The 23,123-nt window shown below is 62.5% G+C and carries 23 protein-coding genes and 1 tRNA gene; 16 read left to right on the plus strand and 8 right to left on the minus strand.

Features of this window, described 5'->3' with window-relative positions; translation table 11 throughout:
• Positions 1 to 62: 62 nt before the first annotated feature.
• The 12 genes from ACZ5TB_RS10215 to ACZ5TB_RS10270 all read left to right on the plus strand — a co-directional run bounded on the left by ACZ5TB_RS10215 (position 63) and on the right by ACZ5TB_RS10270 (position 10,274).
• On the plus strand, positions 63 to 1,313 hold the full coding sequence (locus ACZ5TB_RS10215; RefSeq protein ID WP_464791154.1) for a putative DNA modification/repair radical SAM protein: 1,251 nt from the start codon (positions 63 to 65) through the stop codon (positions 1,311 to 1,313).
• 76 nt (positions 1,314 to 1,389) lie between these two features.
• A complete protein-coding gene (locus ACZ5TB_RS10220; protein WP_464791155.1) occupies positions 1,390 to 1,746 on the plus strand; it encodes a hypothetical protein in 357 nt (118 codons plus the stop codon).
• 59 nt (positions 1,747 to 1,805) lie between these two features.
• Positions 1,806 to 2,267 carry a hemerythrin domain-containing protein gene (locus ACZ5TB_RS10225; RefSeq protein ID WP_464791156.1) on the plus strand — a complete coding sequence of 154 codons (462 nt, stop codon included), beginning with the start codon at positions 1,806 to 1,808 and terminating at the stop codon, positions 2,265 to 2,267.
• A 6-nt stretch (positions 2,268 to 2,273) separates the two neighbouring features.
• The gene (locus ACZ5TB_RS10230; protein WP_464791157.1) at positions 2,274 to 3,674 is read left to right on the plus strand and encodes a UdgX family uracil-DNA binding protein; all 1,401 of its coding nucleotides are present in this window, start codon (positions 2,274 to 2,276) and stop codon (positions 3,672 to 3,674) included.
• Between the two features lie 68 nt (positions 3,675 to 3,742).
• Positions 3,743 to 4,594: a D-amino-acid transaminase gene (locus ACZ5TB_RS10235; RefSeq protein WP_464791158.1), complete on the plus strand. Its 852-nt coding sequence runs from the start codon at positions 3,743 to 3,745 to the stop codon at positions 4,592 to 4,594.
• A 250-nt stretch (positions 4,595 to 4,844) separates the two neighbouring features.
• A complete protein-coding gene (locus tag ACZ5TB_RS10240; protein WP_464791159.1) occupies positions 4,845 to 5,843 on the plus strand; it encodes a MarR family transcriptional regulator in 999 nt (332 codons plus the stop codon).
• 81 nt (positions 5,844 to 5,924) lie between these two features.
• Positions 5,925 to 6,000 (plus strand) — tRNA-Val (locus ACZ5TB_RS10245).
• A 69-nt stretch (positions 6,001 to 6,069) separates the two neighbouring features.
• A complete protein-coding gene (locus ACZ5TB_RS10250) occupies positions 6,070 to 6,297 on the plus strand; it encodes a zinc-finger domain-containing protein (protein ID WP_464792530.1) in 228 nt (75 codons plus the stop codon).
• A gap of 57 nt (positions 6,298 to 6,354) precedes the next feature.
• The gene (gene tldD / locus ACZ5TB_RS10255; RefSeq protein WP_464791160.1) at positions 6,355 to 7,797 is read left to right on the plus strand and encodes a metalloprotease TldD; all 1,443 of its coding nucleotides are present in this window, start codon (positions 6,355 to 6,357) and stop codon (positions 7,795 to 7,797) included.
• A 54-nt stretch (positions 7,798 to 7,851) separates the two neighbouring features.
• Entirely contained in the window at positions 7,852 to 8,427 is a 576-nt protein-coding gene (locus tag ACZ5TB_RS10260) for a DUF924 family protein (RefSeq protein ID WP_464791161.1), read from the plus strand.
• A 157-nt stretch (positions 8,428 to 8,584) separates the two neighbouring features.
• Entirely contained in the window at positions 8,585 to 8,923 is a 339-nt protein-coding gene (locus tag ACZ5TB_RS10265; RefSeq protein WP_097092464.1) for a P-II family nitrogen regulator, read from the plus strand.
• Between the two features lie 13 nt (positions 8,924 to 8,936).
• On the plus strand, positions 8,937 to 10,274 hold the full coding sequence (locus tag ACZ5TB_RS10270) for an ammonium transporter (RefSeq protein WP_464792531.1): 1,338 nt from the start codon (positions 8,937 to 8,939) through the stop codon (positions 10,272 to 10,274).
• A gap of 110 nt (positions 10,275 to 10,384) precedes the next feature.
• On the opposite strand, the gene ACZ5TB_RS10275 is transcribed toward ACZ5TB_RS10270, so the two are convergent.
• The 4 genes from ACZ5TB_RS10275 to crtY all read right to left on the minus strand — a co-directional run bounded on the left by ACZ5TB_RS10275 (position 10,385) and on the right by crtY (position 14,590).
• Positions 10,385 to 11,257, minus strand: a complete 873-nt coding sequence (locus tag ACZ5TB_RS10275; protein ID WP_464792532.1) for a phytoene/squalene synthase family protein — start codon at positions 11,255 to 11,257, stop codon at positions 10,385 to 10,387.
• A gap of 122 nt (positions 11,258 to 11,379) precedes the next feature.
• Complete coding sequence (locus ACZ5TB_RS10280) at positions 11,380 to 11,961, minus strand: LOG family protein (RefSeq protein WP_464791162.1); 582 nt, start codon at positions 11,959 to 11,961, stop codon at positions 11,380 to 11,382.
• Positions 11,958 to 13,439: a phytoene desaturase gene (locus ACZ5TB_RS10285; protein WP_464791163.1), complete on the minus strand. Its 1,482-nt coding sequence runs from the start codon at positions 13,437 to 13,439 to the stop codon at positions 11,958 to 11,960. The genes ACZ5TB_RS10280 and ACZ5TB_RS10285 overlap by 4 nt, the downstream gene beginning before the upstream one ends.
• A complete protein-coding gene (crtY, locus tag ACZ5TB_RS10290; protein WP_464778300.1) occupies positions 13,439 to 14,590 on the minus strand; it encodes a lycopene beta-cyclase CrtY in 1,152 nt (383 codons plus the stop codon). The genes ACZ5TB_RS10285 and crtY overlap by 1 nt, the downstream gene beginning before the upstream one ends.
• Before the next feature lie 90 nt (positions 14,591 to 14,680).
• On the opposite strand from crtY, the gene ACZ5TB_RS10295 reads away from it, so the two are divergent.
• The 3 genes from ACZ5TB_RS10295 (at position 14,681) to ACZ5TB_RS10305 (ending at position 17,654) form a co-directional block, all read left to right on the plus strand.
• Positions 14,681 to 14,953, plus strand: a complete 273-nt coding sequence (locus ACZ5TB_RS10295; protein WP_464778301.1) for a metal/formaldehyde-sensitive transcriptional repressor — start codon at positions 14,681 to 14,683, stop codon at positions 14,951 to 14,953.
• A complete protein-coding gene (gene dmeF, locus ACZ5TB_RS10300; RefSeq protein WP_464778302.1) occupies positions 14,950 to 15,969 on the plus strand; it encodes a CDF family Co(II)/Ni(II) efflux transporter DmeF in 1,020 nt (339 codons plus the stop codon). Before ACZ5TB_RS10295 ends, dmeF begins: the two co-directional genes overlap by 4 nt.
• 248 nt (positions 15,970 to 16,217) lie before the next feature.
• Positions 16,218 to 17,654 (plus strand): porin, encoded by a 1,437-nt coding sequence (locus ACZ5TB_RS10305; RefSeq protein WP_464792533.1) that lies wholly within the window; start codon positions 16,218 to 16,220, stop codon positions 17,652 to 17,654.
• A 121-nt stretch (positions 17,655 to 17,775) separates the two neighbouring features.
• On the opposite strand, the gene ACZ5TB_RS10310 is transcribed toward ACZ5TB_RS10305, so the two are convergent.
• The 4 genes from ACZ5TB_RS10310 to ACZ5TB_RS10325 form a co-directional block, all read right to left on the minus strand.
• Positions 17,776 to 18,909, minus strand: coding sequence for a BaiN/RdsA family NAD(P)/FAD-dependent oxidoreductase (locus tag ACZ5TB_RS10310; protein ID WP_464792534.1), 1,134 nt, complete (start codon positions 18,907 to 18,909; stop codon positions 17,776 to 17,778).
• A gap of 62 nt (positions 18,910 to 18,971) precedes the next feature.
• On the minus strand, positions 18,972 to 19,400 hold the full coding sequence (locus ACZ5TB_RS10315; RefSeq protein ID WP_464791164.1) for a protein tyrosine phosphatase family protein: 429 nt from the start codon (positions 19,398 to 19,400) through the stop codon (positions 18,972 to 18,974).
• 176 nt (positions 19,401 to 19,576) lie between these two features.
• A complete protein-coding gene (gene recQ, locus ACZ5TB_RS10320; RefSeq protein ID WP_464791165.1) occupies positions 19,577 to 21,349 on the minus strand; it encodes a DNA helicase RecQ in 1,773 nt (590 codons plus the stop codon).
• Positions 21,350 to 21,474: 125 nt separating this feature from the next.
• Positions 21,475 to 21,795, minus strand: coding sequence for a hypothetical protein (locus tag ACZ5TB_RS10325; protein ID WP_464791166.1), 321 nt, complete (start codon positions 21,793 to 21,795; stop codon positions 21,475 to 21,477).
• 38 nt (positions 21,796 to 21,833) lie between these two features.
• On the opposite strand from ACZ5TB_RS10325, the gene ACZ5TB_RS10330 reads away from it, so the two are divergent.
• Entirely contained in the window at positions 21,834 to 22,961 is a 1,128-nt protein-coding gene (locus ACZ5TB_RS10330) for a serine hydrolase domain-containing protein (RefSeq protein ID WP_464791167.1), read from the plus strand.
• Positions 22,962 to 23,123: the final 162 nt, after the last annotated feature.

A 23,123-nucleotide genomic window follows, 5' to 3' on the forward strand; every position in this document is an offset into this window, starting at 1 on the left:
GCTCAACGCGATTCGCAATCTGGATCAAAGACAAGTGGAGAATAAGAACATAACATGAACTAATGACCGCCCTTTCTATTCCGCAAAAGCTGAAAATCCTCGCCGACGCAGCCAAATATGATGCATCATGCGCATCCTCCGGAACGAAGAAGCGCGATAGCGTGTCAGGACAGAAGGGCGGCTTGGGTTCAACCGAAGGCATGGGCATCTGCCATGCCTACGCACCTGACGGGCGATGCATATCGCTGCTCAAGATTTTGCTGACCAACAGCTGCATCTTTGATTGCCACTATTGCATCAATCGCCGGTCGAGCGACGTTCGCCGGGCGCGCTTCACCGTGGGCGAAGTGGTCGAACTGACCCTTAGTTTTTACCGCCGCAATTATATTGAGGGACTTTTCCTGTCCTCCGGCATCATCCGATCGCCCGACTATACGATGGAACAGCTGGTCGGCGTCGCCCGGGCACTGCGGGAAGAACATGATTTTCGCGGGTATATTCACCTCAAGACGATCCCGGATGCCGATCCGGAACTGACGCATCAAGCGGGTCTTTTCGCTGACCGGCTGTCGATCAACGTGGAGATGCCAACCGAGCAGGGGCTTCGGCGACTGGCGCCCGAAAAGGATGCTATACGGATCGAAGATGCGATGAGCGGGCTGCGCACAACCATCGAAGATACGCGCGATGCCCGAAAGCACTACCACCACGCGCCCCGATTTGCCCCCGCGGGACAATCCACGCAGATGATTATAGGCGCCGACGGAGCAGATGACCGGGCCATCATCCGGCGTGCGCGATCTCTATATGACCGCCATGCTCTACGGCGCGTCTATTACAGCGCCTTTTCGCCCATTCCCTCGCCAAGCAGCGTCCTTCCATTAAAGCGCGCCCCACTGTTGCGCGAACACCGCCTGTATCAGTCGGACTGGATGATGCGCTTTTATGGCTTTTCAGTGGATGATCTTGAGCAGGCGACAGATCCCGTCACAGGGCTTCTTCCGCTCGACATTGATCCCAAGCTGGCTTGGGCCTTGCGGCACCGGACCATATTCCCGGTAGATGTGAACCGCGCCCCGCGTGAGATGTTGCTGCGGGTGCCGGGCCTTGGCGTAAAAGCCGTCGATCGCATATTGGCGAGCCGCAGGGTCCGCCGCCTTCGGCTGGACGATGTCGCGCGGGTGACAAATTCGATTGCCAAGCTGCGGCCCTTTTTGGTCGCCAGCGATTGGAGGCCGGTTCACCTGACCGACAAGGCCGACCTTCAACGGCAGCTCACCCCTCCCCCTTCGCAACTGGAGCTTTTCGACTGACGGTAGTTTTCCTTATTGATAAGTGCGGCACTTCGTGATTTCTTGAGATTTAATAAAAGTCGAGGGGAAGGCGCTGGTGGCAACGGCATTCAACGATGATTCTGCACGATCTCATGGCAGCCGCTATGCCAAGCGCATGAGCAGCCATCTGGCCATTGCGCTTGTTGTTTTCTGCCTTCTTCAGATCGGTATCGTCGCCAGGATGGGCGGCTCACTGGTGTTGCACCTTGCCCTGATCATCGCAATCGGCGGCTTTGCAATGGTGGCGAGGGACATGGAACGCCGGTGGGAATTACTGGATGAAAGCGGCCTGTCGATGTCAGGCCTGGACCTCCGCTTTCGCAGGGATGTGGCACAGGTGTGGCTGACCAGCATCGCCAGCAGCCTGCTATGGATTCCCGTCGCCATCATCTTCCATTTCCTGTTCGGCTGAACCAGCGGACCCAAAGCTCCTCGCCTTTCGTTGTGCCCTCTAAATCAGAGGAGTACATCATGGCCAATGCCACGATTTTCGACAAACTGAAGCAAGATCATGACGCCCATCGCCAGCTGTTTAAGAAAATGGCTGACGCGAGGGACGATAATGATCGGCTGGAGAAGCTGTTCGAGCAGTTCCGTGTGGAAGTCACTGCTCATGCGGCGGCGGAGGAAGAGACGCTCTATGCAACGATGCTCGCCCGTCCTGACCTGCGCAAAGATGCACAGCATAGCGTAGCCGAGCATAAGGAAATCGACGATTATCTGGAGGAGCTGCAGGAGCAGCCATTCAACGGCTCTGAATGGCGGGAAACCTTCGCCACGCTGAAGAAGCGTTATCTCCACCATATCGAGGAGGAGGAGGAGATGTTTCCCGATGCGGCAGCGGAACTGACCGATGAGGAGGAACTGAAACTCGCCGCCACCTTCGCCCGGCGCAAGCCCGCCGAACTGGAGCGAGCGGAATCGTCGGATTGATCTCTCATGTATCAGGTGCTGCTGAGCAGGCCGGATGATTTCGACGGGTGGCGCGATGCCGCCCGTCGCTTCGCTTTGGCTGGCGTGCCTGCTCAGGACATTGATTGGCGGGTCGAAGGAGAAGGCGGGTCGCTGCTGGCCTTCGATCCGCCGCCTTCGGAAAATAGCGGCGGAGCATTTTCAGTGCCGCGCGCCTTTCTGGAATTGGCCGAGAGCGCAATACTGCATCAGGATGAAGAGCGCTTTGCCTTGCTCTACGCCCTTTTGATCGAGGTGCGGCAATTCCCTGCACGCCTGGAAGATAAAGCCGATCCCCTGGTCCGCCGCGTCGAGATGCTGGCAAAAGCGGTTCGGCGCGACATGCATAAGATGCGCGCCTTTGTCCGATTCCGCGAAATGCAGGATGATGACGGAGCCCGTTTCGTCGCCTGGTTCGAGCCTGATCATCATATCGTCCGCGCAAATGCGGGGTTTTTCGTGCGACGTTTCGCCTCGATGCACTGGTCGATCCTGACGCCCGAGCTTAGTATCCATTGGGATGGCGAAAGGTTGGAAGAAAGTCCCGGCGCTTCAAGGGCAGATGCGCCGGACGGCGACCCGGTCGAGGAAATCTGGAAAAGCTATTATGCTGCGACATTCAACCCCGCCCGGCTTAAACAGCGGGCCATGCTGTCCGAGATGCCCAAGAAATACTGGCGCAACCTGCCGGAGGCGGCCCTTATTCCCGACCTTGTTGCCGGGGCGCAGGCACGGGAAGCGGCCATGATCGCCACTCCTCCCAAAATCCCTGCCCGCGCCAGCAACGCGACTGCTGCCTGGACCAGATTGCGCGAGGAGGCGATGGGCTGCACCCGCTGCCCCCTTTATCGCGACGCCACCCAGACTGTGTTCGGCGAAGGCCCGATTGATGCGCCTCTCGTTTTCGTGGGAGAACAGCCGGGCGATCAGGAAGATATTGCCGGACGCCCCTTCGTGGGTCCCGCAGGCCAGTTGCTCGACCAGGCGTTAGAGGAAGCCCGGATCGATCGCGCGAGCGTCTATGTCACGAACGCCGTCAAGCATTTCAAGCATGAGCGGCGGGGCAAGAGGCGCATCCACCAGACGCCGGACACGCCTGAGATTACTGCCTGCCGCTGGTGGCTGGATCAGGAACTAGACCTCGTTCGCCCGCGCGTCGTCGTCGCTCTGGGCGCAACTGCCGCACGCGCTATATTGGGCAAAACCGTGACGATCAGCCGGACACGAGGTGCGCCGATTCCGCTTGAGAATGGCACCGAGGCTTGGGTAACCGTGCACCCCAGTTTCCTGCTGCGCCTACCCGATGAAGCGCGAAAGGCGGCCGAGCGAGCGCGCTTCGTCGAAGATTTGCGAGAGATAGGAGAGCGGGTAAAGACGCTAAGCCGATGATCATTGCTTGACCGACGATCCTGCCCCGGCAACATCGCGGATGTTCACGCCGGAGGATTCAGCGCTTCATGTCCATCGCCTATCACAATGGCCAGTTCCTGCCGCTCGCCGAAGCGCGGGTCTCGGTGCTTGATCGCGGCTTTCTGTTCGCCGAGGCCGTTTACGAGGTGACGGCCGTCCTTGATGGCAGACTGATCGACAGCGCGTCGCATTTAATCCGGCTTGAACGTTCGGCGGCGGCGATCGGGCTAAGCCTTCCCGTCCCGCTTGCCGAGATTGAAACGGTGCAGAAGGAATTGGCGGCGCGCAATGGCCTTGATGAGGGCTTGATCTATCTGCAACTGACGGGGGGCGCTGACGCAGGGCGCGACTTCCTGCCATCGTCGGCTTTGCAGCCAACGCTTGTCATGTTCACGCAGGCCAAGCGCTTTCTTGAGTCCCCCGCTGTGCAGAACGGCATTGCGGTTGTCACGACGCCCGACCTGCGGTGGGCGCGGCGCGATATCAAGAGTGTTGGTCTGTTGGCCCAAGCCATGGCAAAACAGATCGCAGCCGAGGCGGGCGCACAGGAAGCCTGGATGGTGGAGGACGGCTTCATCACCGAAGGCGCCTCTTCCACGGCCTTTCTGGTTACGGATGAAGGCATCATCACCCGCCCCTATTCACAGGCCGTGCTTGCCGGATGCACCGGCGCCGCACTCACTGCGCTAGCCGAGGAGAGTGGCCTCAGCGTCGTCCACCGCGCCTTTTCCGTGGCGGAAGCGAAGGAAGCCCGCGAAGCCTTCATCACAAGTGCATCGACGCTCTGCCAAGCGGTCGTGCGTATCGATGGGACCAAGATCGGCGATGGCACTCCCGGCCCGGTCGCCACCCGGCTACGCCAGCTCTACATCGATTTTGCGCGCCGGACGGCAGTCTGAAGCAGCAACTAAGGATAACAACATCCATTTTGGATGTGCCGCCTCTCCTCCATCGCCTCCCGCCATTTCGGCGAAAAGCCAAACCATTTTGGCGGCAGCGAGAGCCGAGCCTCGTGAAATGGGGCGGGTCAGCAGGATTATCGGTCAATGAAGGGGAGCTGGCATGTCCAATCCGGAGGAAAGAGCAGGCGCGCCGCCGCGATATTGCGATAGGGTCGGAACAAAGCAGGGACAGGAGTAACAGGTGGAAATGGATCGCCCCCGGACTGAATTTGGATCCAGCAGCGAGGAAATTTATGGGATAAGAGACCCTCGCGCGGGGCTCCTCATTCTGGCTGACGATGTCTTTCTGGACGATGTCGCAGGACTGGCAGAGGCCGCCCAGTTTCGGCTCCTCGATACCGTGCCGCTGGATCAGGCGATGCTGCGGCTCGACATGCAGATCGGGTGCGACGTCATCCTGCTCTTCTGCACAAACCCGTCCGCATTGCTCGAGAGATTGCTGGTGCAGGTAGAGACGCTGGCGGTTCAGAATGACATGTCCGTCATCCTGGTTGCCGGTCTCGACACGGTCGACCTTGCCTTCGCCTGCATGCGGAGCGATCGTACACAACTGCTCTGCACGCCGGATCACACCGACCTCGCCGCCGCTTTGCTGACTGTGGGTGGAGCGACGCCGCAGCGCACGGTTCATGAGGTCAATCAGGAAAGCGAGGGCGTCCGCCTGCAACAGCTGAGCGAAGAGGTCAGCCGCCTTGCGCGGACGCTGGAGGCGCTGACATCACGGCCGCGCCATGCGACCCCCTCCTTCGCACTGGGCCCCCGCATTTCCGATCGGGCAAGCGATTATATCGGCATGCCCACCGTCGAGCCGATGGGTGGTCAGCCAACCGCCACCGACGAAGTAGCACTGGGTGCCGCGCAGGTGCGGGACATGCTGCGTGCGCGGCGGCTGCGCGAGGATTTCCTGCCCGGCGAACTGTTTGCCGATCCGGCATGGGACATGCTGCTGGATCTGCTGGCCGCGCGTCTGGAGCAAGAGCGCGTCTCCGTTTCCAGCCTGTGCATCGCGTCGGCAGTGCCGCCCACCACAGCGCTGCGCTGGATTCGAACGTTGACAGACAAGGGCATCGTGCATCGCCAGGCGGATCCGCATGATGGCCGCCGTGTCTTCATCGCCCTTGCGGAAGAGACGGCCCAAGCCCTGACACGCTGGTTCATGGCAAGCCGCCGTTTTCTTTGTGCGTGACTCGTTGATCATCAACGCTTGACCCGCGCGCTGATTGGCCTAGATAGCGCGCTCCGGCTGCACCGGCATGGATGCGGTATCGGGCGATTAGCTCAGTTGGTAGAGCGTCTCGTTTACACCGAGAATGTCGGCGGTTCGAGCCCGTCATCGCCCACCACCCCTTATGCTGCCAGAAAGCCATGCCGGATATTGCGGTGCGATGGAGCCGCTGCTAATCGACGCCATCATGATACAGCCGCCTGAAATTCTTCGAGTCACCAAGCCCCGCGTTGCGTGCGACGGGTCGGGCGACATTCCCGCTGCTCTGGGCCACCCGCGCGTGTTCCTCGAGATTGACGAACATGGCTATGTCGATTGCGGTTATTGCGACAAGCGCTTCGTCCTGATTGGCGGTCCTGCGGATACACCGGAAGTTGCGGGCCTGCCCGACATTTCGTCCGGCGCGAGCATCTAAAGAAGCGCCCTTCGAATTTGATTGGGCTTGGGCTGTGTCGCTCCTATATCGGGCGGCATGACTGACATCTCTTCCCAGTTCACCGACGCGCGCGGCCTTCTCTACCGGCCGGGCTTGCTTGATCCCGATGGCGCGCAGCGGCTGACGGCGCAGGCGCTCGCCAATTGTGATGATGGCGAGCTCTATCTGCAATATCGGGCCAGCGAGAGTTTCGGGTTCGACGATGGAAGGCTGAAAACCGCCGACTATTCGACCGATGCGGGCTTTGGCCTGCGCGGCGTGTCGGGCGAGATGACCGGCTTTGCCCATGCCAATGATATCAGCGAAGCGGCGATCCGCCGGGCGGCCGAAACACTGACCTTATTGGACCCGGCCAAGGGCCAGCCCGCTCCGCCGCCACAGCGGACCAACAGGCATCTCTATACAGACGCCAACCCTCTGGACATCGTCCCGTTCGCTGAGAAGGTGACGCTGTGCGCTACCATTGATGCGGCGGCGCGTGCGCGCGATCCCCGTGTTGCGCAGGTTTCGGTCAGTCTGGCCGGGAGCTGGTCGGTCGTGGAAATCGTCCGTGCCGATGGCTTTACCGCCACCGACATCCGGCCACTGGTGCGGTTGAACGTGTCCCTGATCCTGGAAGAAAATGGCCGCCGCGAAACCGGCAGTTTCGGTATCGGCGGACGTTATCTCTACGATCAGGTGATGGATTCCGCGATCTGGAACCGTGCCATCGACGAGGCGCTGGCGCAGGCGCAAGTTAACATGCGGTCGGTCGCTGCGCCTGCGGGCGAAATGACGGTGCTGCTGGGGCCGGGCTGGCCGGGCGTACTGGTGCATGAGGCGATCGGCCACGGGCTTGAAGGCGATTTCAACCGCAAGGGTACGAGCGCCTTTTCCGGCCGGATCGGTGAGCGTGTCGCGGCTCCCGGCGTCACGGTGGTGGATGACGGATCGATCCTCAGCCGCCGTGGATCGCTCTCGATCGATGACGAAGGCACGCCCACACGAGAGAATGTGCTCATCGAGGATGGCATCCTTAAAGGCTATATGCAGGATCGCCTCAACGCCCGGCTTATGGGCGTGCAGCCCACGGGCAACGGGCGTCGCGAAAGCTATGCCCATGCGCCGATGCCGCGCATGACCAACACATTCATCAAAGGCGGCCATGATGATCCGGAGGAATTGCTGTCCCGCATGGGTTCCGGCATCTTCGCCAAGAGTTTTGGCGGAGGCCAGGTCGATATCGTCTCAGGCAAATTCGTCTTTTCCTGCACCGAGGCCTACAAGGTCGAGAATGGAAAGCTGGGCGACCCAATCAAGGGTGCGACACTGATAGGCGATGGACCAACAGCCCTGACCAAGGTGGTCGGCATCGGCAACGACTGGGCTCTGGATGAAGGCATCGGCATGTGCGGTAAGGGTGGACAGAGCGTTCCGGCGGGCGTCGGGCAGCCGACCCTACTGATCGAAGGGCTGACGGTCGGCGGCACGGCGACCTGATATACTGGCGCCATGGGCTGCGGAACCTGCGGCCCACTGCTTCTTTTTCCTTGTATGAACATGCTTACGGACAGCCATGATGCCGTGACCGCCGATTGGGCAGCTGCCCTGCTGGACTTTTGGTTCAATCAGGTGGGGGAAGAGGACTGGTGGAAGCATGATCCAAAGCTGGACCAACAGTGCGCGGCGCGCTTTTGTCAGCTGTGGGAAGAAAAGCGGGCTTTAGGTGCGGAAACATTCCTTGATCGGGCTGACGACGCATTGGCGGCAGTCCTGCTATTCGATCAATTGCCGCGTAATATGTTCCGCGGCACCGCCGAGGCTTTTAAAACTGACGAACTCGCTCGAACCGTTGCGCGCGGCGCAATTGCCCATGGTTATGACATCCAGATTGGCGGCGGGGGCCGCAGGTTTTTCTACATGCCGTTCCAGCATAGCGAGGATATCGAAGATCAGAAGCTGTCACTCAGCCTGTTCGAGGCAGCAGGCGATGCGCGGTCCTTGGAATATGCCCGTCAGCATCACGACGTTATTGCCCGTTTCGGCCGGTTCCCGCATCGAAACGCTGCGCTCGGGCGGCCCACTTTGCCGGAGGAAGAAGACACCGTCCGCATGACGGCCGACTGGTAGTCAAGGGCTGCCCAATTTTTGGGCAGCGCAGGCAGACTGCCCATTTTTTTGGCGGACAGTGCTTAAGGCCCATCTAAAAAGCCCGCTTTTGAACGGCGCTGATCAATTGGCACGCCTCTTGCTGGAATGTCGCCGCACACCATTAACAGGGGGCGACATGAAACTTGTCATGGCTATCATCAAGCCGTTCAAGCTTGACGATGTCCGCGAGGCACTCTCCTCGCTAGGCATCGCCGGCATGACGGTGTCCGAGGTGAAGGGCTTCGGCCGCCAGAAGGGGCAAACCGAAATCTACCGGGGCGCCGAATATTCCACGAACATGGTTCCGAAAATCAAGATCGAGGTCGTCTGCGATGACGATCTCGCACCGCGCGTAGTCGAAGCGGTCCAGACCGCGGCCAATTCCGGCGCAATCGGCGATGGTAAGATCTTCGTCCTTGATGTCGGTCAGGCCGTGCGCATCCGCACCGGCGAGACCGGCGAAACCGCGCTGTAAGAAGGGGGGAATGATGACCTTTTCCAAGAAATTCTGCGGCGTAATGGGGGCGACCGGGCTCTCCCTGTTCGCCGCGCTGCCCGCTTGGGCACAAGAGGTGGCAGCGGCCGTCGCGCCGACACCTGACAAGGGCGACACCGCCTGGATGATGACCTCCACCGTCCTGGTGCTGGCCATGATCTTGCCGGGCCTGGCTCTCTTCTACGGCGGCCTGGTCCGCACGAAGAACATGCTGTCCGTCATGACGCAGATCGGCGCGGTCGCGTGCCTCGCGATGCTGATCTGGGTGACCTACGGCTACAGTCTGGCGTTCGCGGGTCCCAGCAACGGTTTCATCTCCGACCTGTCGAAGGTGTTCCTGAAGGGCATTACGCCGGATTCGACAGCGGCGACCTTCACTGACGGCGTCGTCATCCCTGAATATGTGTTCGTCAGCTTCCAGATGACCTTCGCCGCGATTACCGTTGCGCTGGTGCTGGGTTCGGTCGTCGAGCGCATCAAGTTCTCTGCGGTCATGGTGTTCGCAGCGGTCTGGCTGACGATCGTCTATTTCCCGATCGCCCACATGGTTTGGGCAGCGGGCGGCCTGTTCTTCGAAATGGGCGCACTGGACTTCGCTGGCGGCACCGTGGTGCACATCAACGCTGGCGTGTCTGCGCTCGTCGCCTGCCTCATCCTGGGCAAGCGCATGGGCTTCCCCAAGGAACCCATGCCGCCACACTCGCTGACGCTGACTGGTGTTGGCACTGGCCTGCTGTGGGTTGGCTGGTTTGGTTTCAACGCAGGTTCGGCGCTGGAAGCCAATGGTTCGGCTGCACTGGCGATGATCAACACCTTCGTCGCCACCGCTGCGGGCGGCCTGTTCTGGATGATCGCCGAGCGCGTCAACGGCCACAAGGGTTCGGCCCTCGGCTTCTGCTCGGGCATCATCGCTGGCCTCGTCGCCGTCACCCCCGCCGCTGGCAATGCTGGCCCGTTCGGCGCCATCGTGCTCGGCGCAGTGGCTTCGATCGTCTGCTTCTACATGGTGACCGTCCTCAAGCCGAAGCTCGGCTATGACGACTCGCTTGATGCGTTCGGCATCCACGGCATCGGCGGCATGATCGGCGCGATCGGCACCGGCATCGTCTACTCGCCGTCGCTGGGCGGCCCCGGCGGCGCTGACTTCTCGATGAGCAGCCAGCTTGTGACGCAGCTTCTCGCTACTGCCACCACCATCGTCTGGGCGTCGATCGGTACTGCGATCGCCATCTTCATCGCCAAGGCCGTGACCGGCCTGCGTGTCAGCCGCGAAGTCGAACAGGAAGGTCTCGACCTCGGGGAGCATGGCGAACGCGCCTACAACGCCTGATCACTCTTTAGGCAGGGCGGGCCGGAAAGAACGGCCCGCCCGCCACACGATGTTCCTCCTGCGAACACGCCTCGGGACCGGTACGAAAGTATCGGTCCTTTTTTTGGATGTCAGCCCTTTGGCCGAGTCCAGAGATGTGGCGGTCGGGGCATCGATAAAGGCCAGCGGCGGGATCGGGCCACGACCTGCAACCCCGCCCGGAACACCCAGCCCAGCTTTTCACTCTTCGGCGTCACCACGCGATCGTCCCAGGCATGACCGCCCCGTCGATCCACTTCGCGAGCGATATCGCCATAAATGCCCGCTGCGGCCAGAACCGCCCAGGCGGAGCGGCTCGGCAAGGCGCCGGTGCCATGCCGCGCGCTCGCCTCATAATCCGCGGCCAGCCCGGCGAGACGCCGCGCCAATATCACTAGCTGCGGACGGAAGCCTGGCTCCATATGCCTGCCCGAAGGAATGTGCATCTCCGCCAGCCATTGCTGGGGCAGGTAGCAGCGTCCCGCCGCCTGATCCTCACCAATGTCGCGCGCAATGTTGGCGAGCTGGAACGCCAAGCCCAGATCACACGCACGATCCAGCGTCGCTTCATCCGCCGGGTCAACCCCCATCAGCACCGCCATCATGCAACCGACGGCTCCGGCGACATGATAGCAATAGCGCAGCATGTCCGCTTCGCTCTGAGGCCGCCAATCTTCAGCATCAAGCGCGAACCCTGCGATCAGGTCATGCGCATAGCGTGCCGGAATTGCGCATTCACGCATCACCACGCCAAAGCCGTCGAAGGCGGGATCGCCCGTGAACTCTCCGCGCAGGACGGCATCGGTCAGCGCGCGCATGCTGGCAAGACGGGCCTCTCCATCGGCCACGCCTCTCATTACGCCACCATGATCCTGCCCGTCGGCGATATCGTCGCACTTGCGGCACCATGCGTAGAGAAGCCAGGCGCGCTCACGCGTTTGCCGGTCAAACAGCTTCGATGCCAAGGCGAAGGATTTGGAGCCCCGCGCGATACTTTCGCGGGCATGGGTGACGAGGGCGGTGCGATCGAGGATGTTCACATTGCGGCCATGCCTCGCGCCGATGGCCTCCGCAAGCGTGGCACGAATTAGAGCCTGTCGGCCGTCATCGAAAAGATCGGCTCGTGCGCCTGATAGGCTGCCATTTTATCGAGCAACGCCTCAATCGAGTCGGCATGGACCAGGATGTCAGCATGTTGCGGCCGGATGAAGCCGGTGTCGATCATATGCCGGTTGAAGGCGATGAGCTGGTCATAGAAGCTCGACACATTCAACAGGCCAACGGGCTTGGCATGATAACCCAGTTGCGCCCAGCTGATCGCCTCCCATAACTCGTCCATGGTGCCAACGCCGCCGGGCAGCGTGATGAAGCCGTCAGACAGATCCGTGAAGAGTGCCTTGCGCTGATGCATGGTCTGGACGACATGAAGCTCGGTGCAGCCCTGATGCGCGACCTCCGCCCGTACCAGAGCTTCCGGGATGACGCCGATCACCTCGCCCCCGGCCTCGAGCGCGGCATCGGCCACCGCGCCCATTAAACCCAGCCGTCCGCCGCCATAGACGACCCCAATGCCCCGCCCAGCAAGCGTGCGGCCGACTTGGCGAGCGGATTCCACATAGACCGGATCAGCAGGTAAAGCCGATCCACAATAGACGGCCAGCCGCTTCATAGCAGGTCTTCGAGCATCAGGGCGGCGGTCGCCTTGGCGCTACCGACGACGCCAGGGATGCCCGCCCCCGGATGGGTCCCCGCGCCAGTGAGATACAGGTTCGGGATCACGTCATCACGATTATGGGCACGGAACCAGGCGCTTTGCGTCAACAACGGCTCAAGGCTGAAGGCGCTGCCGAGATGCGCGGCCAGGTCGTTCTGGAAATCGGGCGGCGCATAGTGGAATTGCGTGACGATGCGAGACCGGATGTCGGGGATCAGGCGATGTTCGATCTCGTCAAGGATGCGCTCCGCATAGACGGGGCCAAACTGCTTCCAATCGATCGGCAGCTTGCCCATGTGCGGCACGGGCGCGAGAGCGTAAAAGGTTGAATGACCGTCCGGCGCCATCGACGGATCGGTGACGGTCGGGTGGTGCAGGTAGAGCGAGAAATCCTGCGGCAGCACGCCGTGATCATAGATGTCAGTCAGCAACCCTTCATAGCGCGGACCGAACAGGATCATATGGTGGGGGATGCCGGGCCAACTGCCCTTGATGCCAAAATGCAGCACGAACAGGCTGGGGGACCAGCGCTTTCTCGCGAGGCTCTCCGCCTGTTTCTGCCCCCTTGGGTGATGGCCGAGAAGGTCCCGATAGCTATGCATGAGGTCGCCGTTCGTGGCGACCGCATCGGCCTCCCCCCGCCATCCCGAGGCGGTTGAGACAGCGACCGCGCGATCGCCATGCGTCTCGATGCGCACGACCGGGTCGGCGAGGCGCAGCGTACCGCCGAGCCGCTCGAAATGCGTTGCCATGCCTTGCACCAGGCGGTTCGTGCCGCCCTTGGCGAACCAGACGCCGCCATCCTTTTCCAGCTTGTGGATCAGCGCATAGATCGCGCTGGTCTGCATCGGATTGCCGCCGACCAGAAGCGTGTGGAAGGAAAGCGCCTGGCGCAGCCTTTCGTCCTTCACATAGGAAGAGACGATCGAATAGACCGAACGCCATGCTTGATGCTTTGCCAGTGCTGGGGCAGCGCGGATCATGGAGGCGAAGTCGAGGAAAGCCACCGAGCCGAGCTTGCGATAGCCTTCCTCATACACGCCGTCAGCATAGTCGAGAAACCGCTGATACCCGGCGACATCCTGTGGGTTCAGCTTCGCGATCTGCGCTCGCAGGCTATTTTCGTCGTTGGAATAATCGAAGTTCGTGCCGTCGCGCCAGTTGAGCCGGTAAAAGGGGGTGACCGGGACCAGGCTGACATCTTCCGCCATGTCATGGCCGGACAGGCGCCAGAGCTCTGCAAGGCAATCGGGATCGGTGATGACGGTCGGGCCTGCGTCGAAGACGAAGCCGTCCTTCTCCCACATATAGGCGCGTCCGCCCGGACGGTCCCGCGCTTCCACCAATGTGGTGTCGATGCCCGCCGATTGCAGGCGGATGGCAAGAGCGAGGCCACCAAAGCCCGCCCCTATGATTATCGCTTTGCGGTTCATCAGGCGGAGGGGGTCAACAGTGCTCGCATGGCGCTCCTTATGGGCACCGGCGGGCGTCCACACAAGATGCGGATGCGATCGGCCCAGGTCGAACGGCCCGCATAGAAGCGGCCGACCAGATGGGGATTGAGCCGATAGAAGCGCTCGAACACGCGCCATCGCTGGTCCGGCCGGGCCGCGCGAAAGAGCATCTTGCCGAGCAGCCGGTAATAGCCGCCAACGCGCCAGTGCGCCGCCGCGCGGGCGCGGGTTGTGGTAGCAAGGTCTTCGAGCGGCTGATCGGCAAGCCAGAGCGCGGTGGCGACCGCATCGGGGAGCGAATAGCCGGTCATCGGATGGAACAATGCGGCGCGAACGCCTGCGCGGGCAATCTCATCCTCGGCTGGCCAGAAACGATCCAAGTCGCCACCATGGACCACGGGAAGAACGCCGCTTTCCTGATGGATGACCTTTTCGACCTGCCAGCCATGATCTTTCGTGTAGGCGGCAATCCGGCCGGTGAGCGCTGGGAGATCGAGCACGGGGTCGTCGCTATAATAGGTGTCCTCGACGAAGATGGTCCGTTCATCGAAAGGGAGGAGATAGATGAAGCGGTAGCCGTCGATCTGGGCGACGGTCGCGTCCATGATCACGGGGCGCTCCAGGCCGTGTGGATGGCCTAGGCGAAGGGCCTGTCCGACGAACTTCTGCCAGCCGCACTCCAGCGCCGACATATCGCCGCCGCCGCGAGTATCTAGGACAGCGCGAGCCTGGATATCGCGGCCGTCGCCAAGGGTGACGCTGGTGGGCGTGATGTGGGTGACGTCGGCGTTGAGTAGGACGCGATCGCCGAGCAACTGGTTGGCGTGGGCGTCAAGCTGAACGGAGGCGATGCTGTTATAGGCGGTGTCGAGGCGACGCTGATAGGCGGGAAAGCGAACCTCATGGCCTTGGGGCCAGCGATGGGTGATGAGCGGATCGACCAGCCAGCGATCGGCGGGGCGGACATCGCCGTCGAAGAAGGACCAGAGATGGTTTCCGCCCAGCGATTGGCCGCGTTCGATCAGCAGCAGATCGACGTCGGGGCGAAGGCGGGCGAAAGCTAGTGCGGTCAGAGCGCCGGAGAGGCCGCCGCCCAGAATCGCTAGGTCGCAGTCGAACGTCTTGGCCATGCTGTCCTGTTAGGGAGGGCGAATTAATGAAGCAATTGGCGAAAAGACAGCGTTTGACGAAAATGCCCCTATAGGATAGGGGGGTATCCTATGCATGTGGTTGAGAACAGGGACAAGCTGCTGGCGCGGGTGCGGCGCATTGCGGGGCAGGTCGGCGCGATCGAGCGGCAGCTGGGAGGAGATGCGGGCTGTTCGGAGACGTTGCAGCTGGTCGCTTCGGTGCGCGGCGCGGTCGGCAGCCTGATGGAAGAGCTGATCGAGCAGCATATGCGCGACCATGTCGCTCGCCCCGGCCTGACCGATGAAGAGCGGCAGGCGGCGGCGGAAGAAATGCTGGAGCTGATCCGGCGGTACGGGAAATGACGATGCACGGCCACAGCCACGATCATGACGCAGCAAAGGCCCAAAGCGAGGCGCTGCCCCCCTTCCCCGCAAACGGGGATGAGGAAGAAAGCCATTATTTCGATCATATCTACCTGAGCGCGGGCCATGACCAGAATGCCCGGCGGACGATGTGGGTCGTGTGGCTGACGGCGGCGACGATGGTGGTCGAGATCGTCTTTGGCTGGATCACCGGATCGATGGCCCTGCTGGCCGATGGGTTCCACATGGCGACCCATGCGGGCGCGCTGGCCGTGGCAGCGGCGGCCTATGGCTATGCGCGGCGCCATGCCCGCAACCCGCGCTTTACTTTCGGCACGGGGAAGGTCGGCGACCTTTCGGGCTTTGCATCCGCCCTGCTGCTGGGCGTCACGGCGCTGTTCATCCTGGTCGAATCGGTGCTGCGCTTCTTCGAGCCGGTATCTGTGAAGTTTGGCGAAGCGACATTGGTCGCGGTCATTGGCCTGGCCATCAACCTGATCAGCGCGCTACTGCTGGGACATGACCATAGCCATGATCATCATGGCCATGATCATGATGATGGCCATGAGCATGCTGCGGATCACGATCATGGACATGATCATAAAAAGGGTCATGCCGACAATAATCTGCGCGCCGCCTATGTGCATGTGCTGACCGACGCGCTGACATCCGTGCTGGCGATCGCGGCGTTGCTGGCCGGGCGCTATATGGGCTGGTGGTGGCTCGACCCGGCGGTGGGCATATTGGGCGCGGTGGTGATCGCGCGCTGGGCCTGGGGGTTGATGAAGGACACATCGGCCATCTTGCTCGATACCGCCGAACCGGCGTTGACGAAGCGGATCAAGGCGCTGGTGGAGACAGAGGGCGCGATCATCCATGACCTGCATGTCTGGCGGATCGGGCCGCATGCCCATGCCGCGATCATCAGCCTAGCGCCGGGCGGCGATGTCACCGCAGTGCGCCAGCGGGTGCGCGCGCTACCAAGGATGGAGCATGTCACGGTCGAGTGCGGGTGAAACGCCGCGATCGCCGGTAAGATGATATGCGGTGCTGGAGTGATACGCCGCTCCTCGTCCGGGGCACCGCTGTTCGGCTTTGGGACACGAGATACCAGCCTTCGCTAGGATGACGGTTAAAAAATACGTCAGTGGCTCGTTGTCATGTAAGCGAAAGATATCTGTCACTAAATTGTCACCGAAAAGACATAGCCCCCGCGTCGATCGAGACAGGGGATTCTTCCGTGACAGGTTCCAAGATGAAAAACATGGCTCTGGCGGTGAGCCTGCTGGCGTTGATGCCGGAAGTGGCGCAGGCGCAGAGCAATGAAGCGTTGCAGCGGCAGATCGACGAGTTGAAGGCGCAGGTGCAAGCACTGACCAGCGCATTGGCCGCAAGCAAGACAAATGCCGAAACCGCCAGCAACGCGTCGTCCGCGCCGACTTCGGCCGCCCCTGCCCCAGCCGCAGGGTCGGCTCCTGTAGCTGTTGCCGCAGCTCCCACTCAGCCGGTCGTCACCCAGGCATCGTCATCCGGACAGAAGAAGGCCTGGTATGAGCGGCTGTCGCTGCGCGGCTATACCCAGATGCGCTATAATGCGTTCCTGTCGGGCGATGATACGGCGCCCGCTGGCCAGTCGCGGCTGCGTTCGGTCCATGACAGCGGAATTTCCGACAAGAGCAGCTTCTCGCTGCGCCGGACGCGCCTTGTCGTTCAGGGTGACATTTCCGATCGCGTGTCGCTCTACCTTCAGTCCGATTTCTCCGCTGCCGTCAACAATCAGGCTGGCAGCGAGCGTCGGGAGGGTTTTGTGCAACTGCGCGACGCCTATGCCGACATCTTCCTGGACAAGGCCAAGACATTCCGCGTGCGCCTGGGCCAGTCCAAGGTGCCCTATGGCTGGGAGAATATGCAGTCGTCCTCCAATCGCCTGACGCTCGATCGCAGCGACGCGATCAACAGCGCGGTGCCGGGCGAGCGTGATCTGGGGATCGTCGGCTATTTCACGCCACCTTCGGTCCAGAAGATCTGGGACCGGCTGGGGCATGACGGGCAGAAGCTGTTCGGCAATTATGGCGCGTTCGGTCTGGGCGTCTTCAATGGTCAGGGGATCAACAAGACAGAGCAGAATCGCGGGCTGATGAAGGTCGCCTTTGCGACATGGCCGTTCGAACTGGATAGTCTGGGCGGCATGTTCGAGGATCAGGTGTTCGAAATCGGCGGATCGGCGATGATGAACGACTACCAGCCGGAAGTGCGCAACGGATCGGCGGTCGCTATCAGTGAGCAGTCCTATGACGATGATCGTGTCGGCATCCATGCGATGCTCTATCCCCAGCCCTTCGGCATTCAGGCGGAATGGAATTGGGGCAAGGGGCCGGAGTTCGACCGGGTAAGCCAGTCGATCGAAAAGAAGAAGCTGAATGGCGGCTATGTCCAGATGATGTACCGCCTGCCCACGGATACGATCGGGGTGCTAATGCCTTACGGACGGTGGCAGCATTATCGTGGCGGGTGGAAGGCCGGGACCAACGCGCCTCGCCTGGAAACCGACGAGTTTGAATTGGGGCTGGAATGGCAGCCGTGGAAGGCGCTGGAGATCACGCTGGCCTATGCGCGGATGAAGCGGGCCGAAGCAGATGAACGCCGCACGGGTCGGGCGACGGGTGATTTGATCCGCACGCAGGTGCAGTGGAATTATTGATGAGGTGCGGGTCGGCGGTCAGAGTAGAGTGCCTTTAAACTGAAGCACTCAGTCCCGTTCGGGCTAGCCTTTCGACAGGCTCAGGACAGGGGCGAACGGTATTGAGGTGTTGCGGATTTAACTAGCCTTCGGCGATCGCCTGCCCCGCTGCCCAGCCGCTGGCCCATGCCCATTGGAAATTATAGCCGCCTAACCAGCCGGTGACGTCGACGGCTTCGCCGATGGCGTAGAGGCCGGGGACGCGGCGCGCCTCCATGGTGCGCGAGGAAAGTTCGGCGGTGGAGATGCCGCCGACCGTGACTTCCGCTTTCGCGAAGCCTTCTGTGCCGTTTGGGGTGAAAGACCAGGCGGCAAGGCGGCGCTGCGCTTCTTCCAGCTTACGGTCGGCGATGTTGCCAAGGTCGCCAGCGAGCGCGAGGCGTTCGGCCAAGGCGTCGGCGAGTCGGTCGGGGAGTTGTGCGCGCAGCAGCGCGGTCAGCGATGTGCGGGGCTTTTGGCGTTTGGCTTCCGTCAGCCAGTTGGCGGGCATGTCGGGCAGGAAGTCGAGGGCGATCGTGTCGCCATGACGCCAGTAGGATGATATTTGCAGGATCGCGGGTCCAGACAGGCCGCGATGGGTGAGAAGCGCGGCTTCGCGGAAAGCCGTCTTGGCGTGGCGGGCGATCACGGGCGTCGAAACGCCGGAAAGTTCGCGGAACAGCATGTCTTCGCCGCCGAGGGTGAGCGGGACGAGCGCGGGGCGCGGCTCCACCACCTTGAGGCCGAACTGCCGGGCGAGGTCATAGGCGAAGCCGGTCGCGCCCAATTGCGGGATGGACGGGCCGCCGGTGGCGATCACCAGCGCCGGGGCCTGTGCGGTCTTGTCCCCGTGAGTGACGCTGAACCGGCCATCCGCGTGGGTGATGGGGCCAAGCTGGTGGCCGAGGCCGAGGGTGACGCCGCCTGCCTCACATTCGGCGAGTAGCATCGCGACGATCTGGCGCGCGGACTGGTCGCAGAAAAGCTGGCCCAGCGTCTTTTCATGCCAGGCGATGCCGTGACGTTCGACCAGCGCGAGGAAGTCCGAAGGCGTGTAGCGGCCCAGCGCAGACTTGGCGAAATGGGGGTTGGCCGAGAGATAGCGGTCTGGCGCGGTGTGGATGTTGGTGAAATTGCAGCGGCCGCCGCCGGAGATCAGGATCTTCTTGCCGGGCTGGTCGGCGTGATCGAGGACGAGGAGGCGCTTACCGCGCTGCCCGGCCGCCGCCGCGCACATGAGGCCCGCTCCGCCAGCGCCGAGGACGATGGCGTCAAACTGATCGGCTGTGGTCGACAAGATCAGCCTGCGGAGAGCGCGTCCATGATCTGGCGGATGGGGGTGAGGTCATAGCCTGCCGCTTCAGCCTTTTCGCTGAGCGCTGCGGGGTGATCACCGGCGCGGGCGCGGGTGAGTGCCCAAAGGAGCGTGCTGCGGGTACCGGATCGGCAATAAGCGAGGACCTTGCCATCGCCTGCTTCGCCGAGTGCGGCGGCCATGCCGTCCAGCTGCCAGGGGGCAAAGCCGCCGTGGGCGACGGGGACAGCGGCGTAGGCGAGGCCTGCGGCTTTTGCGGCGGCTTCGATTTCCGCGCCGTTGGTCTGGCCCGGTTCCTCGTCATCGGGGCGGTTGTTGATGATGATGGTCACGCCCAGGGACTTGGCTTCCTCGACCTGATCGACGCTGATCTGGGGGGAGACGTAGAGGTTGGGGGTGATCTGACGGAACATGGGGCGGGACTCCTTCTGTGGGGGAGCCATGCGCTTGTGGGGGGAGGGATTCAAGGGGTTTTGGGGTGGGCGGAAGCGTGTGGAGGAGAGAACTCCGCCCCTCCCCCTCTCCAAGTTCGCCTAGCTGCTTAAAAGCAGCAAGGCTCCCTATCCTCTCCCCTGAAGGGGCGAGGAAGTTAGAGGAAGGGGCGGATCGCGGCCAGGAAGGCGTCGCCATATGCGTCTAGCTTGCGCTGACCGATGCCGCTGATGTGGCCGAGTTCGGCAAGGCTCGCGGGGCGCTGCTCTGCCATTTCGCGCAGGGTGGAATCGTGGAAGATCACATAGGGGGGCACGCCCTGTTCCTGCGCGAGTTCGCGGCGGCAGGTGCGCAGGGCGTCGAACAGCGGATCGCCGACGGGGTTTTCCGGATTGCCGTTGCGGGCGCTGCGGCGGCGGCGTTCGCGGCGTGGGGGGAGGATCAGGCTGACCTCCTCTTCGCCGCGCAGGATCGGGCGGGCCGCAGGGCCGAGTTCGAGGCCGCCATGTTCGTTAGTTTGCAAAGCATCTTTTACGAGCAGGGCGCGGGATACGGGGCGGAGCAGCGCTGTTTCTTCTCCTAAGACGATGCCGTAGACGGAAATTTTGTCATGGCCGCGCTCGCGGATGCGGTCTGTGACGGCGCCGGTCAGGACTTGCTCGATATGGCCAGTGCCGAAGCTCTGCCCGGTGCGATAGACGGCGGACAGATATTTGCGCGCGGTTTCGGTCGCGTCGATGCTGGGCGGAGGATTGAGGCAATTGTCGCAATTGCCGCAGCTGGCAGGCGGGTGCTCGCCGAAATGGCGGAGCAGGATGGCGCGGCGGCAGGTGCCGGTTTCAACGAGGCCGCCCAGAGCGGTGATGCGGGTGCGTTCCCCCTGCTGGCGGGTGGGGTCCAGTTCGGTGATGCGTTGTCGCGCACGGGCGAAGTCGTCGGCGCCCCAGAAGAGGTGCGCTTCGGCCGGTTCGCCGTCACGGCCTGCGCGGCCGGATTCCTGATAATAGCCCTCAATCGACTTGGGCAGCGCGGCGTGGGCGACGAAGCGGACGTCGGGCTTGTCGATGCCCATGCCGAAGGCGATGGTCGCGACCATGACCATATCTTCACTGGCGATGAAAGCGGCTTGGTTGGCGGCGCGGACGGCTGGGTCGAGCCCGGCATGATAGGCGCGGGTTGGGCGGCCGGTTTTACTAAGGGTTTCGGCCAGCTTTTCGGTGGCCGCGCGCGTGGGGGCGTAGACGATGCCGGGGCCTTCGCTGGCGGCGATCAGGTCGGACAGCTGACGAGGCAGGCCGTCGCGGGGGTGGACGGCGTAGCGGATGTTGGGCCGGTCGAACCCGGCGATGATGAGGCCTTCGCGCGGGATGCCGAGCTGGACGAGGATGTCGTCACGGGTGTGGTGATCGGCGGTGGCGGTGAGCGCTAGGCGCGGGACGGTGGAAAACTCGTCCAGCAAAGGGCGGAGCAGGCGGTAGTCGGGGCGGAAATCATGGCCCCATTCGGAGACGCAATGGGCTTCGTCTATGGCGAAAAGGGCGATCTTTGCCGAGCGGAGCAGGCTTCGGAAGCCCTCTCCGCTCGCGCGTTCGGGGGCGACGTAGAGTAGGTCGAGATCGCCGCTCCGCAGCCGGTCCTGGGTTTCGCGCCAGTCGGCATCGACGCTGGTCAGGCTGGCGGCGCGGATGCCGACCGCCTGCGCCGCGCGAAGCTGGTCGTGCATCAGGGCGATGAGGGGCGAGATGACGACGCAGCAGCCATCGAGAGCGACGGCGGGCAGCTGGTAGCAGAGCGACTTGCCTGCGCCGGTGGGCATAATGGCGAGGGTTGGCTGGCCCGCCATGACGCGTCCGACAACCTGTTCCTGCACACCTCGGAAGCCGGGGAAGCCGAAGATGTCGTGGAGGAGCGTTGGAATGTCGGGGCGCATGGGGCGGCTGTAGCGGGTTCGGCTGGCGAGGCAATATTTTGGGTTCACGCGGAGGCGCAGAGGGCGCCGAGGGTTTGCAGAGAAGGGTCAGACGCTTTTGCTTTAGGCCTTGAGCGCGACCCGGATCAGTCGATGGGGTCGAGGAGGCAGCCCCAGCCCTTGCGGTAATGCGCGGTACGAGAGGCAAGGAGGGGGACGCTGGCTTCGACGCTGCGCGATTCGGGGTCGTCGGAGAGGGTGACGAAGGTCATGCCGGGTTCCTTGTCGCCCTTGCAGCTGTCCATTGCCCGCCCCTCTACATAGCGGCAGGAACAGGTGACGCGCGCGCCGAAGCCCGCACCCACGGCGGCGCGGGCGCGCAGGGCGCTCCAGTTCCAGGCCAGCAGCAGGACGAGCAGCGCGACGATCGCGGCGAGCGCATAAATCCATTTCGGGCGTGCGGACATGCTCCCCTTTCCGATGAGCCGTGCTAAGGGCGCGGCTTATGAAGCTCGATCGGAAAAGCGTAAAGGCTGTTGGCGCAGGCGCTGCCATTTTGTCGCTGCTGGCGCTGGCGGGGGGCCTCGCCGTGCGCGCCGCCGATCCGGCGACAGATTATCGCGTGTCGGCGGATATGGGCGTGAATGAAGGGGATTTGCGCGCCGCGATCGATCCCCTGTTCGATGGCGACGAGGATGTCGGCGAGACGCGCGCGCTGATCGTCATGCATCGCGGCGAGATCATCGCGGAACGCTATGCGCCCGGATTCGGGCCGGAGACCAAGCTGCTCGGCTGGTCGATGGGCAAGAGCGTGACGGCGGTGCTGGTTGGCTTGATGGTCGCTGACGGGCGGCTGGCGCTGGATTCGCCGGTGCCGGTCGCGGCATGGGGTCAGCCGGGCGATCCGCGCGGAAAGATTACGTTGCGGCAATTGCTCGCCATGACGTCAGGGCTGGACCATGTCGAGGATGACGAGCCGCTGGTCGAGGCGGACACGGTGCGGATGCTGTTCACCGACGGCGCGCAGGATATGAGCGCCTTTGCCGAAGCGAAGCCGCTGGCGCATGCGCCGGGGTCGCGCTTTTCCTATTCGACCGGCAATACATTGATTCTGGGCGACCTGATGGCGCGGATGCTGACCAGCAATCGCGATCCGGATGCACGGCGGCAGGCAATGCAGACATTCATCGATGGACGGCTAAAGATTCCAGCGGGGATCAAGAGCCTGACGGTGGAATATGACGCCGCTGGCACGATGATCGGCGGCAGTTTCCTGCATATGATGGCGCGCGATTATGCGCGTTTTGGCGAACTGCTGCGCAACCATGGGCGCGGGCCGAACGGACATCAGATCGTGCCGGAAAAATGGGTCGATTTCATGCGTGCGCCTTCAGGGCGCAATGCGGCCTATGGCGCGCATCTCTGGCTGAACCGCGAAAGCGAGGAAAGCGTGCTGATGCCCGGAGACGCGCCGCGCAGCCTGTTCGGCTGTGTGGGACATGGGGGGCAATATATATTGGTGTCGCCGGGTCAGGCGCTGACGGTCGTGCGGATCGGTGCGTCGCCGGAAAAGGAGCAGCGAACGGCCGTGAAGCAAGGGCTTGCGCGATTGATGCGGTTGTTCCCTGCCTGAGGGCGATTTCGGCCGGATGTTAATATGTTCCGGTGATCGGACCGAAGCTTCGGCTTAACGGCGACCAGGACATTGCGCTTGGCCGTTCGAACTGGTGTCGGACCCCTATCCTTCCTTTTAAGAAGTAGAACCCTTCGACAGGCTCAGGGCGAACGGATGGTG

The sequence above is a fragment of the Sphingobium sp. TomTYG74 genome, from assembly GCF_055393875.1.